Source organism: Paraburkholderia sp. BR10937, from assembly GCF_040965695.1.
GTDB lineage: Bacteria > Pseudomonadota > Gammaproteobacteria > Burkholderiales > Burkholderiaceae > Paraburkholderia.
Genome location: NZ_JBFRCL010000040.1, coordinates 1 through 13547 on the forward strand (window position 1 = coordinate 1; position 13547 = coordinate 13547).

10 protein-coding genes and 1 pseudogene are annotated in these 13547 nt (G+C 65.2%); all 11 read left to right on the forward strand.

Going from position 1 to position 13547, the window contains the following annotated elements; translation table 11 throughout:
- Positions 1-136: 136 nt before the first annotated feature.
- The 11 genes and pseudogenes from AB4Y44_RS28170 to AB4Y44_RS28220 all read left to right on the forward strand — a co-directional run bounded on the left by AB4Y44_RS28170 (position 137) and on the right by AB4Y44_RS28220 (position 13518).
- Positions 137-772: an SCP2 sterol-binding domain-containing protein gene (locus AB4Y44_RS28170; protein WP_342921259.1), complete on the forward strand. Its 636-nt coding sequence runs from the start codon at positions 137-139 to the stop codon at positions 770-772.
- Between the two features lie 18 nt (positions 773-790).
- Positions 791-2368: a ubiquinone biosynthesis regulatory protein kinase UbiB gene (gene ubiB / locus AB4Y44_RS28175; RefSeq protein WP_368701447.1), complete on the forward strand. Its 1578-nt coding sequence runs from the start codon at positions 791-793 to the stop codon at positions 2366-2368.
- 27 nt (positions 2369-2395) lie between these two features.
- A complete protein-coding gene (locus AB4Y44_RS28180) occupies positions 2396-3046 on the forward strand; it encodes a methyltransferase domain-containing protein (protein WP_342921244.1) in 651 nt (216 codons plus the stop codon).
- 216 nt (positions 3047-3262) lie between these two features.
- Positions 3263-3610, forward strand: coding sequence for an FmdB family zinc ribbon protein (locus AB4Y44_RS28185; protein ID WP_368701448.1), 348 nt, complete (start codon positions 3263-3265; stop codon positions 3608-3610).
- 98 nt (positions 3611-3708) lie between these two features.
- On the forward strand, positions 3709-4350 hold the full coding sequence (locus AB4Y44_RS28190; RefSeq protein ID WP_042266455.1) for a DUF502 domain-containing protein: 642 nt from the start codon (positions 3709-3711) through the stop codon (positions 4348-4350).
- Positions 4351-4413: 63 nt separating this feature from the next.
- Complete coding sequence (gene aspS / locus AB4Y44_RS28195; RefSeq protein ID WP_342921242.1) at positions 4414-6219, forward strand: aspartate--tRNA ligase; 1806 nt, start codon at positions 4414-4416, stop codon at positions 6217-6219.
- 148 nt (positions 6220-6367) lie between these two features.
- Positions 6368-6853, forward strand: a complete 486-nt coding sequence (nudB, locus tag AB4Y44_RS28200) for a dihydroneopterin triphosphate diphosphatase (protein ID WP_368701449.1) — start codon at positions 6368-6370, stop codon at positions 6851-6853.
- 103 nt (positions 6854-6956) lie between these two features.
- Positions 6957-8249, forward strand: a pseudogene (locus AB4Y44_RS28205) (phosphatidylserine/phosphatidylglycerophosphate/cardiolipin synthase family protein); the annotation flags it as partial.
- A 242-nt stretch (positions 8250-8491) separates the two neighbouring features.
- Positions 8492-9091: a TetR/AcrR family transcriptional regulator gene (locus AB4Y44_RS28210; protein WP_028206015.1), complete on the forward strand. Its 600-nt coding sequence runs from the start codon at positions 8492-8494 to the stop codon at positions 9089-9091.
- A gap of 70 nt (positions 9092-9161) precedes the next feature.
- On the forward strand, positions 9162-10949 hold the full coding sequence (locus AB4Y44_RS28215) for an acyl-CoA dehydrogenase C-terminal domain-containing protein (protein ID WP_368701450.1): 1788 nt from the start codon (positions 9162-9164) through the stop codon (positions 10947-10949).
- 127 nt (positions 10950-11076) lie between these two features.
- Positions 11077-13518 (forward strand): 3-hydroxyacyl-CoA dehydrogenase/enoyl-CoA hydratase family protein, encoded by a 2442-nt coding sequence (locus tag AB4Y44_RS28220; protein ID WP_368701451.1) that lies wholly within the window; start codon positions 11077-11079, stop codon positions 13516-13518.
- Positions 13519-13547 lie beyond the last annotated feature (29 nt).

The following is a 13547-nucleotide window of genomic DNA, read 5'->3' on the forward strand; positions in this document are numbered from 1 at the left end:
ATTGTAACGTTCGAGCCACAGGATCGCGCCGCACCGCATGGCACAGGGCAGGGCGGCGGCGCGATCCTGTGGCTCGAACGTTACAATAGGAACCCGCCCGGGCTTGTGCCCGTGCGGGTTTTCTTATTCCATGCCGATGACTCTTGCCGCCAAGCCCTTCGCTGCTGCCGTCAATCACCTGCTCGCCCGCGAAACGTGGGCACGCGAGCGTCTCGCCCCCTATGCCGGCAAGACGGCCCGTCTCATCTGTCCGCCCGTCGTGCTCACGCTGCTCGTGCAGCCGGACGGCTATCTGGGCGCGGTCGAGGACCACGATGCAGGCGACGTCGATGTGACGCTGTCGCTGCCCGCAGGCGCGCTCTCGTCATTCATGCAGGGCGGCCAGGCGGCCGTGATGAAGCACGTGAAGATCGAGGGCGATGCCGAGTTTGCGCAGGTCATCGGCAAGCTCGCCGAGCATCTGCGCTGGGAGCCCGAAGAGGACCTCGCGAAGCTGATCGGCGACGCGCCGGCTTCACGCATCGCCACGCTCGCGCGCGCCGCGAGCGAGCAGGCCCTGCGCACCGGGCGCAACGTGCTCGGCTCGGTCACGGAATATCTGCTCGATGAAAATCCGCAGCTCGTGCGGCGCGCCGAGCTCGACGGCTTCAATGAAGAACTGTCGCGCGCACGCGATGCGCTGGCGCGCGTGGAAAAGCGCATCGAGCGGCTCGAACAAAAATCACCGGCCGGCGGCGGGAGCCAAAGCGCTGCGCCGCGCGGTTCGCGCTAGTCAACAGGCCCCCCAGACATGCGTTTTCTGCGTTTCCTCAAGATTTTCTTCACCGTCATCCGCTTCGGCCTGGACGAGATGATGTTGAGCCGGATCAACGACCGGCGTGTCGCGCTGCTCCTGCGCATCACCACGATCGGCCGTCGCTTCGACGACCCGCCCGGCTTGCGCCTGCGTCTCGCGCTGGAAAGCCTCGGCCCGATCTTCGTGAAGTTCGGCCAGGTGCTCTCCACGCGCCGCGATCTCCTGCCGCCCGATATCGCCAACGAACTGGCGAAGCTGCAGGACCAGGTGCCGCCGTTCGATTCGAACGTGGCGATCGGCCTGATCGAGAAGTCGCTGGGCGCACCGGTCGACACGATCTTCGACGAGTTCGAGCGCGTGCCGGTGGCGAGTGCGTCGATTGCCCAGGTGCACTTCGCCAAGGTGAAGTCGGGCCAGCACGCGGGCAAGCCGGTGGCCGTGAAGGTGCTGCGGCCGAACATGCGTCCGGTCATCGATTCCGACCTCGCGCTGCTGCGCGACATCGCCGTGTGGGCCGAGCGCCTGTGGGCCGACGGCAAGCGCCTGAAGCCGCGCGAAGTGGTGGCCGAGTTCGACAAGTACCTGCACGACGAACTCGACCTCATGCGCGAGGCCGCCAACGGCAGCCAGCTGCGCCGCAATTTCGCGGGCCTCGACTTGCTGCTCGTGCCGGAAATGTACTGGGAATTCAGCACGGCCAACGTGCTCGTGATGGAGCGCATGGTCGGCGTGCCGATCAGCCAGGTGGACAAGCTGCGGGCGGCGGGCGTGGACATTCCGAAGCTCGCGCGCGAGGGCGTGGAGATCTTCTTCACGCAGGTGTTCCGCGACGGCTTCTTTCACGCCGACATGCACCCCGGCAACATTCAGGTGAGTCTCGATCCCGTGCATTTCGGCCGCTATATCGCGCTCGATTTCGGCATCGTCGGCGCGCTGTCGGACTTCGACAAGAACTACCTCGCGCAGAACTTTCTCGCGTTCTTCAAGCGCGACTATCACCGCGTGGCGACGCTGCATATCGAGTCGGGTTGGGTGCCGCCCAATACGCGCGTGGAAGAGCTGGAAAGCGCGATTCGCGCCGTGTGCGAACCGTATTTCGACCGGGCGTTGAAGGACATTTCGCTCGGCCAGGTGCTGCTGCGCCTGTTCCAGACCTCGCGGCGCTTCAACGTGGAAATCCAGCCGCAGCTCGTGCTGCTGCAAAAGACCATGCTCAACGTCGAGGGCCTCGGGCGCTCGCTCGATCCGGAGCTCGATCTCTGGAAAACGGCGAAGCCGTATCTCGAGCGCTGGATGACCGAGCAGATCGGCCTGCGCGGCTGGTACGAGCGCTTCAAGATCGAAGCGCCGCAATGGAGCAAGACGCTGCCGCAATTGCCGCGCCTCGTGCATCAGGTGCTGCTGCATCGCCAGGAGCCGGGCGGCTTCGCGAACGACGAGACGATCCGCGCGATGCTCGCCGAGCAACGCCGCACGAACCGGCTGCTGCAGGGCCTGCTCGTGTTCGGCGTGGCTGTGGGCGTGGGCATGGTGGCGGCGCGCGCGTGGCTCGCGTTTGCCTACGGCGGCTGACGGACCACGAGAACAAGGAGTGAGACGATGAGCGACCCGACCCTGCCGCCGCAACCGGGCGACGTGCCCGAGTTCGAAACCCGCGACCCGGCGTCGCCCTCGTTCTGGGATGAGCGCTTCGAGCGCGGCTTCACGCCGTGGGATCAGGCGGGCGTGCAGCGCCAGTTCGAAGCTTTCGCCGCGGCGCACCCCGAGGCCGCGGTGCTGATTCCGGGCTGCGGCAACGCCTGGGAGGCCCGCTGGCTCGCCGAGCGCGGCCGCACGGTGCGCGCCATCGACTTCGCGCCGGCCGCGGTCGCGAGCGCGCGCGCGGCGCTGGGGCAGTACGCCGGTGTCGTCGAGGAGGCGGACTTCTACGCCTACACGCCGCCGTTCACGCCGGCCTGGGTATTCGAGCGCGCCTTCCTGTGCGCGCTGCCCAAAGCGCAGCGCGCGAGCTACGCCACCCGCATGGCCCAGCTGTTGCAGCCCGGCGCGTTGCTCGCGGGCTACTTCTTCATCGGCGAGACGCCCAAGGGGCCGCCGTTCGCCATCGCGCGCGACGAACTCGACGCCTTGCTCACGCCGTACTTCACGCTGGCCGACGATCAGCCCGTGGCCGACTCGCTGCCCGTGTTCGTCGGGCGCGAGCGCTGGCTCGTGTGGCGCCGCAACGACGTCGCGCCGTCGCACGTTTGAGCGGTCCGACGCGCTCACGCCGTGCGCTTGCCGCCTTCCATGGCCGCGCGCTCTTGATGTGCGCGCAACCTGCCCTCATCTGTATTGAGGCGGCCGCAACCCTCCGACCCTCCCCGCCGGACACCCAACCCCGGTAAATGCCAGGGGCGATCCTGGTTTGCGGCTATAATTCAAGGCTTTGCAAGCAATTATCAGATTTTCATCAGGATAGAGATCATGCCGATCTACGCTTATCGCTGCGAGTCGTGCGGCTTCGACAAGGACGTGCTCCAAAAGATGAGCGATGCGCCCCTGACGCAGTGCCCGAGCTGCGGCGCGGACACGTTTCGCAAGCAGGTCACCGCAGCGGGCTTCCAGCTGAAGGGTTCGGGCTGGTACGTCACCGATTTCCGCGGCGGCAATAGCGCAGCGCCAAGTGGCGCGAAGGCGGCTGGCGAAAACGCGTCGGCGGAGGGCAGCAAGCCGGCCGGCGAGGCCGCCGCGAGCGCTTCCAGCGATGCGGGCGCAGCCGCGCCCGCCGCGAGCAGCCCAGCGAGCACGCCTGGTCCGGCAGCCTCGACCTGAAAAACCTGCGGCGCGATCCCTGCATTCCCGGGGACACGCGCCGCGCCGAAGCCGCGCCGGCAGCCCGTTTGCCGCGCGCGGCCCGCATGGCGGTGTACATGACGATCAAGAAAGCGACGTTCAAATCGGTATTCCTGACCGGCCTGCTGGTGCTGGTGCCGTTGGCCATCACGCTGTGGGTGCTGAACCTCGTCATCGGTACGATGGATCAGACGCTGCTGCTGCTGCCTGAATCGTGGCGGCCGGAGCGCATGTTCGGCGTGCGCCTGCCGGGACTCGGCGCGGTGCTGACGCTCGCGTTCATCTTCGGGGTCGGTCTGCTCACGCACAACTTCATCGGGCAGAAGCTGGTGGAGTGGTGGAACGCGCTGGTGCGCCGCATTCCGATCATCGGACCGCTGTACGGCAGCATCCAGCAGGTTTCCGATACACTGCTTTCGAGCAACGGCAATGCATTTCGCAAAGCGCTCCTGATCGAATACCCGCGCAAGGGTTCGTGGACGATCGCGTTTCTCACCGGCATTCCCGGCGGCGACGTGGTCAACCACCTGCAGGAAGATCACGTGAGCGTCTATGTCCCGACTACGCCGAATCCGACGTCGGGCTTTTTCCTGATGGTGCCAAAGAGCGAGGTGGTCGAGCTGGACATGACCGTCGACGCCGCGCTCAAGTATATTGTTTCGATGGGCGTGGTCGCGCCGGCAACCTCACCACGCCGCCCCATCGATCCTCCGCTTTAATACCGGACGACGCGCAGCCGCGCGCCGCTCCCGTTCATTCATGCATAACGAAAGACGAACATCATGTCGATGAGATCTGAATACTGCGGTCTGGTGACCGAACAGCTGCTGGGCCAAACTGTTTCGCTGTGCGGATGGGTGCAGCGCCGCCGCGACCATGGCGGCGTCATCTTCATCGACCTGCGCGACCGCGAGGGCCTCGTTCAGGTCGTCTGCGATCCGGACCGCGCGGAAATGTTCAAGATCGCCGAAGGCGTGCGCAACGAGTTCTGCGTGCAGGTCAAGGGTCTCGTTCGCAATCGTCCGGAAGGCACGGTCAACGCGAACCTCACGAGCGGCAAGATCGAAGTGCTGTGCCACGAAATCGTGGTGCTCAACGCGTCGGTCACGCCGCCGTTCCAGCTCGACGACGACAACCTCTCGGAAACCACGCGCCTCACGCATCGCGTGCTCGACCTGCGCCGTCCGCAGATGCAGCACAACCTGCGTCTGCGCTACCGCGTGACGATGGCCGTGCGCAAGTATCTCGACGCGCTCGGCTTCATCGACATCGAAACGCCGATGCTCACGAAGAGCACGCCGGAAGGCGCGCGTGACTATCTCGTGCCGTCGCGCGTGAACGCGGGCCAGTTCTTCGCGCTGCCGCAGTCGCCGCAGCTCTTCAAGCAGCTCCTGATGGTGGCGAACTTCGATCGCTACTACCAGATCGTCAAGTGCTTCCGCGACGAAGACCTGCGCGCCGACCGTCAGCCCGAATTCACGCAGATCGACTGCGAAACGTCGTTCCTCGGCGAGCAGGAAATTCGCGACCTGTTCGAAGACATGGCGCGTCACGTGTTCAAGGAAACGATCGATGTCGAGCTCGACGCGAAGTTCCCGATCATGCCATACGCCGAAGCCATGAGCCGCTTTGGTTCGGACAAGCCGGACCTGCGCGTGAAGCTCGAATTCACCGAGCTGACCGACGCCATGAAGGACGTCGACTTCAAGGTGTTCAGCGCACCGGCCAACACGAAGGACGGCCGTGTCGCGGCGCTGCGCGTGCCGAAGGGCGGCGAGCTGTCGCGCGGCGACATCGACGGCTACACGGAATTCGTGCGCATCTATGGCGCGAAGGGTCTCGCGTGGATCAAGGTCAACGAAGCCGCGAAGGGCCGTGACGGTCTGCAAAGCCCGATCGTCAAGAACCTGCACGACGCCGCAATCACCGCGATCCTCGAGCGCACCGGCGCGCAGGACGGCGACATCATCTTCTTCGCGGCAGACCGCGCGAAGGTCGTGAACGACAGCCTCGGCGCACTGCGCCTGAAGATCGGCCACTCGGAGTTCGGCAAGACGAACGGCCTCGTCGAGAAGGGCTGGAAGCCGCTGTGGGTGATCGACTTCCCGATGTTCGAGTACGACGAGGAAGAAAACCGCTACGTGGCCGCGCACCACCCGTTCACGAGCCCGAAGGACGAGCACCTGGAATACCTCGAAACGGATCCGGGCCGCTGCCTCGCCAAGGCTTACGACATGGTGCTGAACGGCTGGGAAATCGGCGGCGGCTCGGTGCGTATCTATCAGGAAGACGTGCAGAGCAAGGTGTTCCGCGCGCTCAAGATCAATGCGGAAGAAGCGCGCGCGAAGTTCGGCTTCCTGCTCGACGCGCTGCAATACGGCGCTCCGCCGCACGGCGGTATCGCGTTCGGTCTGGACCGCATCGTCACGATGATGGCCGGCGCCGATTCGATTCGCGACGTGATCGCGTTCCCGAAGACGCAACGCGCGCAGGATCTGCTCACGCAGGCCCCGAGCCCGGTGGACGAGCGCCAGCTGCGCGAGCTGCACATCCGTCTGCGTCAGCCCGAGCAGAAGACGGCGCAGTAAGCTGCACTCCTGCTGCGAGGGCCCGTCAGGGCTTTTGCATCGCAACAACAAAAAAGGCGCATCGTGCGCCTTTTTTGCTTTTTGCGTTAAATTACCTTTAGACGCGCCGCGAGCGCGCAGCGCGCGTTCCTCCCCACGCTCCATCGCCATGCAGAAGCCGCCGAAGATTCCGGAATCCGTACTCGTCGTCATCCATACGCCGCAACTGGAGGTTCTGATCATCGAACGCGCCGACCGGCCGGGTTTCTGGCAGTCGGTCACCGGCTCGAAAGATCGCCTCGACGAGCCGTTCGCCGAAACCGCCGTGCGCGAAGTGGGCGAGGAGACGGGGATTGCTGTCGGTGGGCAGGACGTTCCGCAGGCGGCGCTGCTCGACTGGCACCACGAGATCGAGTACGAAATCTATCCCGTGTGGCGCCATCGCTACGCGCCCGGCGTCACGCGCAACACCGAGCACTGGTTCAGCCTGGAAGTGCCCACGGACACAGTCGTCACGCTCGCGCCGCGCGAGCATACGGCTTATGTGTGGCTGCCTTACGAGCAGGCGGCGGCGAAGTGCTTCTCGTGGTCGAACCGCGAGGCCATTCTGCAACTGCCCATGCGGCTACGTGAAGGACTCGAGGGACGCGGGTGAGCGCAACATGAGCGAAACCAGTACCGATCCCGGCATTGAATCGCAGCGCGTGGTGAGGCTGCGCGAGGCGCTGCTTGGCCGGCGCTATCGTTCGCGCTATCGCTTCACGAGCGGCAACGACGTGCGCCTGTTCGGCTCGAGCACCGGTCTGTTCGGCGCGATGATCGAACGCATCGACGCCGCCGAGCGCGACGTCGCGCTCGAAACCTATATCTTCTGCGACGACGACATCGGCCGCGCGCTCTCCGACGCGCTCATGCGCGCGGCGGCGCGCGGCGTGCGCGTGCGCGTCATCACCGACGGCATCGGCTCGCCGCGCATCGCGCTGTTCGAGACCTGGCCGGGCGCGGGGGTGGAACACCGCGTCTACAACCCGCACATCTTCGGGCGCTTCGGCTTTTCGCGCACGCACCGCAAGCTCGCCGTGATCGACGACCAGTTCGCCTTTTGCGGCGGCATCAACGTGATCGACGATTTCGAGCAGGACGGCCACCGGCTGCCGTATGCGCGCTGGGATTTCGCCGTCGAGCTGTCTGGCCCCGTGGTCGTGGACGTGCGACTCGCGATCGAGCAGCAGTGGCGGCGTATCCGGCTCGGCTACCGGCCGCCGCTGCCCCAGCAGGTCTCACCCGGCGTGCCCGCGAGCGCGGGCTTCATGTCGCCGCATCCCACCGGCCACACGGTGGGGCGCCCCGCGCAGATCGTCGACGACGCGCTGCGCGCGCTTGCGCCCACCGTGCGCTCGTCGCGCGCGAAGCGCTTCTTCACGCGTCTGCGCGAGCGCCTGCGCGCGAGCGTGCGCGATCCGCGCGCGGCGCAGGTGCCCTGCGTGGCGTTCGTCGCGCGCGACAACGTGGTGAACCGGCGCGCGATCGAAAAGGCTTATCTCGACGCCATCGGCGAGGCGCGCAAGGAAGTGCTGCTCGCCAATCCGTACTTCATGCCGGGCCGGCGGCTGCGTCGCGCGCTCGTGAGCGCCGCGGAGCGCGGCGTGGCGGTCAAGCTTCTGGTCGGACGAAAGGAATTCAAGGTGCTCGACTACGGGGTGCCATTCCTCTATCACCAGCTCCTGAGCGCGGGCGTGCAGATTGCCGAGTACGAGAAAACGATGCTCCACGGCAAGGTGGCCGTCGTCGACTCGAGCTGGGGCACCGTAGGTTCTTCGAACCTCGATGCGCTCAGCCTCGTGCTCAACAACGAGGCCAACGTGCTGCTCGTGCAGCATCCGCAGATCGAACAGCTGCGCGGCGAGATCCTCGCCGCGTTCGGCGACGCCGCGCAGATCGACCGCGCGCGTTACGAGGCGCGCCCGTGGCACGTGCGCGCCGTGAACTGGCTCGCATGGGCATTCTATCGTGGGCTCATGAAACTCATCACCGTGGGCGGCTACGACTAGAAACAGAACGCTGCCATACGAATCCACGCGCGTGCAATCGAGAGAATGTCGGCTTGCGCGCGGCGCCCGAACCCCGAAAATTAGAGTACCGGTTAGAAATCGGTTTCTAATAAAGTCCTTGTTTCGCGGACGGCTGTCCTCAACAATAGTACGGCCGTTCGATTTAATTCAGGTCGAGATGTAAGCAGTTAATGAGCAGTTGACAGCGACATCGCGGCCACATCGTTACGGTAAAGAAAGCTATGCGAAAAGGCGAACAGACACGAGCCGCCATTCTGGATGCAGCACTCGACCTCGCAGGTCGCGATGGCCTTGAAGGCCTGACCATCGGCCTGCTCGCCGAGCGCATGCAGATGAGCAAGAGTGGCGTCTTCGCTCACTTCGGGTCCCGGGAAGACCTGCAGGTCGAGGTGGTGCGCGAGTACCACCGTCGATTCGAGGAAGAAGTCTTCTTTCCGAGTTTGCGCGAGCCACGTGGTTTGCCGCGTCTGCGTGCGATGCTGTCGCGATGGTTCGAGAAGCGCATTCACGAAGTCACGACCGGCTGCATCTACATCAGCGGCGCCGTCGAGTACGACGACCGCGCGGACAGCCAGGTGCGCGAGACGCTGGTCGCCAGCGTGTCGATGTGGCGTGCGGCGCTCCTGAGGGCCATTTCGCAGGCAATCGAAGAAGGCCATTTGCGCAAGGAGACCGATCCCGCGCTGATGCTCTTCGAACTGTATAGCGTGACGCTCGGCCTGCATCATGACGGCCGCTTCCTGCATCTGCCGGACGCGGTCGAGCATACGTGGGCCGCGTTCGAGAAGCTGATTGTTTCGTATCAGAGCGAGACCCAGTAGCGTCCAGGCCGCAACATCGTAGTCGCGGCGGCGCGCGAGGGACCCGAAGCTCATATTTTGGAGAGAAGACATGGGACAGTACACCGCGCCGCTGCGCGACATGCAGTTCGTTCTGCACGAACTGCTGAACGTGGAAGGCGAAGTGAAGCAGATGCCGAAGCACGCCGACCTCGACGCCGACACCATCAACCAGGTGCTCGAAGAAGCCGGCAAATTCTGCTCCGAGGTGCTGTTTCCGCTGAACCAGGTCGGCGACCGTGAAGGCTGCACCTACGCCGGCGACGGCGTCGTCACCACGCCTGCTGGTTTCAAGGAAGCGTACAGGCAATACGTCGAAGCCGGCTGGCCCGCGCTCGGCTGCGATCCCGACTACGGCGGCCAGGGCCTGCCCGCGTTCGTGAACAACGCGCTCTACGAAATGCTGAACTCGGCGAACCAGGCGTGGACCATGTACCCGGGTCTCTCGCATGGCGCCTACGAGTGTCTGCATGCACACGGCACGCCCGAACTCCAGAAGGCCTATCTGCCGAAGCTCGTCGAAGGCGTGTGGACCGGCACGATGTGCCTGACCGAGCCGCACTGCGGCACCGACCTCGGCATCCTGCGCACCAAGGCCGAGCCGAACGGCGACGGCTCGTACGCGATCACCGGCACGAAGATCTTCATCTCGAGCGGTGAGCACGACATGGCCGAGAACATCATCCACCTCGTGCTCGCGCGCCTGCCTGATGCGCCGCCGGGAACCAAGGGCATCTCGCTGTTCGTCGTGCCGAAGTTCATCCCCACGGCAGCGGGCGAAGTGGGCGAGCGCAACGGCATCAAGTGCGGCTCGATCGAGCACAAGATGGGCATTCACGGCAACGCGACCTGCGTGATGAATCTCGACGGCGCGAAGGGCTGGCTCGTCGGCGAGCCGAACAAGGGCTTGAACGCCATGTTCGTGATGATGAATGCGGCGCGTCTGGGCGTCGGCATGCAAGGTCTCGGCCTCACCGAAGTCGCGTACCAGAACTCGCTCGTGTACGCGAAGGAGCGCCTGCAGATGCGCGCGCTGACCGGCCCGAAGGCGCCCGAGAAGGCCGCCGACCCGATCATCGTGCATCCGGACGTGCGCCGCATGCTGCTCACGCAGAAGGCCTGGGCCGAAGGCGCGCGCGCCTTCACGTACTGGTCGGCGCTGCAGATCGACAAGGAGCTTTCGCACGGCGACGAAGGCGAGCGCAAGGAAGCGGCGGATCTCGTCGCACTGCTCACGCCGATCATCAAGGCCTTCCTCACCGACAACGCCTTCGAGAGCACCAACCTCGGCATGCAGGTGTTCGGCGGCCACGGCTTCATCTCCGAGTGGGGCATGGAGCAGTACGTGCGCGACGCGCGTATCAACCAGATCTACGAAGGCACGAACACGATCCAGTCGCTCGACCTGCTGGGCCGCAAGGTGCTGGGCGACATGGGCGCGAAGCTCAAGAAGTTCGGCAAGCTCGTGACGGATTTCGTCGAAGCCGAAGGCATCAAGCCGGAAATGCAGGAGTTCGTGAATCCGCTCGCCGACATCGGCGACAAGATGCAGAAGCTCACGATGGAAATCGGCATGAAGGCGATGCAGAACCCGGACGAAGTGGGCGCGGCCGCGGTGCCGTACCTGCGCACGGCGGGCCACCTCGTGTTCGCGTACTTCTGGGCCCGCATGGCGCGCATCGCGCTCGACAAGGAAAGCTCGGGCGATCCGTTCTACAAGTCGAAGCTGGCCACGGCGCGTTTCTACTTCGCGAAGCTGCTGCCCGAAACGGCCACGTCGATCCGCCAGGCGCGCGCGGGTTCGAAGACGCTGATGGAAGTCGACGAAGCGCTGTTCTAAGAGCCAACGGGCGCGCGCTTTGCAAAGGCGCGCCCAGTCAACACGATGTCCAGAGGCGGCCCACGTCGATGCGCGCCGCCCTCACACCTCAATCCGCTCGACATTGCATACCCGCTGGAGGAACAACGTGAGCAACCTCAATATTCGCAAGGTGGCCGTGCTCGGCGCCGGCGTGATGGGCGCGCAGATCGCCGCGCACCTGATCAACGCCCGCGTGCCCGTGCTGCTGTTCGATCTGCCCGCGAAAGAAGGCCCGAAGAACGCGATCGCGCTGAAGGCGATCGAGACGCTCAAGAAGCTCTCGCCCGCGCCGTTCGGCGTGAAGGACGACGCGCAATACATCACGCCCGCGAACTACGAAGACGACATCGCGAAGCTCGCGGAATGCGACGTGGTGATCGAGGCGATCGCCGAGCGCATGGACTGGAAGCACGACCTCTACAAGAAGGTCGCGCCGCACCTCGGCCCGAAGGCGATTTTCGCGACCAATACCTCGGGCCTGTCGATCACCGAACTCTCGCATGGCTTCGACGATGCGTTGAAGGCGCGCTTCTGCGGCGTGCACTTCTTCAACCCGCCGCGCTACATGCACCTCGTCGAGCTGATCCCGACGACGCAGACGAAGCCCGAAATCCTCGACCAGCTCGAATCGTTCCTCACGAGCGTGGTGGGCAAGGGCGTGGTGCGCGCGAAGGATACGCCGAACTTCATCGCGAACCGCGTGGGCGTGTTCTCGATCCTCGCGGTGATCGCCGAGGCGAAGAAGTTCGGTCTGCGTTTCGACGAAGTCGATGACCTCACGGGCGCGCGCCTTGGCCGCGCAAAGTCGGCGACGTTCCGCACCGCGGACGTCGTGGGCCTCGACACGATGGCGCACGTCATCAAGACGATGCAGGACAACCTGAAGGACGATCCGTTCTTCCCTGTGTATGAGACGCCGGCTGTGCTCGCCGGTCTCGTGGCGAAGGGCGCGCTCGGCCAGAAGACGGGCGGCGGCTTCTATCGCAAGGAAGGCAAGGCCATCAAGGTGCTCGACGCCAATACGGGCGAGTACGTCGACGGCGGCGGCAAGGCCGACGAACTGGTGGGCCGCATTCTCAAGCGTCCGCCCGCCGAGCGTCTGAAGCTGCTGCGCGAAACGCAGCACCCGCAGGCGCAGTTCCTGTGGTCGATCTTCCGCGACGTGTTCCACTACATCGGCGTGCATCTGCAGTCGATCGCGGACAACGCGCGCGATGTCGATCTCGCGATCCGCTGGGGCTTCGGCTGGAACGAAGGTCCGTTCGAAGGCTGGCAGGCCGCGGGCTGGAAGCAGGTCGCCGAGTGGGTGAAGGAAGACATCGACGCGGGCAAGGCGCTCTCGAATGCAGCGCTGCCCGCCTGGGTGTTCGAAGGCCCGGTCGCGGCGAACGGCGGCGTGCACGGTGCGGAAGGCTCGTGGTCGCCCGCCGAGGCGCGCTTCGTGCCGCGCTCGAATTTGCCGGTGTACGAGCGTCAGGTGTTCCGTGCGGCGCTGTTCGGTGAAACGAGCGCACGCGATCCGAAGACCTACGGCAAGACGCTGTTCGAGAACGACAACCTGCGCGCCTGGGTGGACGACCGCGCGGGCGAGGACGACGTCGTCATCGTCTCGTACAAGAGCAAGATGAACACGATGGGCCCGGGCCTGCTCGACTCGCTCGTGAAGGCGATCGACATTGCGGAAGACGGCTACAAGGGCCTCGTGATCTGGCAACCGACGTCGCTCAAGCTCGGCGCGCCGGGCGGCCCGTTCTCGGCAGGCGCGAACCTCGAAGAGGCGATGCCCGCGTTCATGATGGGCGGCGCGAAGGGCATCGAGCCGTTCGTGAAGAAGTTCCAGGACACGATGCTGCGCGTGAAGTACGCGAACGTGCCGGTGATCACGGCGGTGTCGGGCATCGCGCTCGGCGGCGGCTGCGAAATCATGCTGCAAAGCGCGAAGCGCGTGGCGCACGTCGAGAGCTATGTCGGCCTCGTGGAAGTGGGCGTGGGTCTCGTGCCCGCTGGCGGCGGCCTGAAGGAAGCGGCGATTCGCGCAGCCGAAGCCGCGCAGGCGATCGGCGCGGCACCGAGCGATCTGCTCCGGTTCCTGCAGAAGTCGTTCGAAAACGCGGCGATGGCGAAGGTTTCGGCCTCGGCGCACGAAGCCCGCGCAATGGGCTACCTGAAGCCTTCGGACACGATCGTCTTCAACGTGTTCGAACTGCTCGATACGGCGAAGAAGGAAGCGCGCGCACTCTCCGCAGCGGGCTACCGTCCGCCGCTGCGCGCCACGCAGATTCCGGTGGCGGGCCGCTCGGCGATCTCGACCATCAAGGCGTCGCTCGTGAACATGCGCGACGGCCGCTTCATCAGCGATCACGACTTCCTGATCGCGAGCCGCATCGCGGAAGCGGTGTGCGGCGGCGACGTCGAGGCGGGCAGTCTCGTCGACGAAGAATGGCTGCTCAAGCTCGAGCGCCGCGCCTTCGTCGATCTGCTCGGCACGCAGAAGACGCAGGAACGCATCATGGGCATGCTGCAAACCGGCAAGCCGGTGCGCAACTAAGCGGCACGACGCACACCAGATACTGGAGT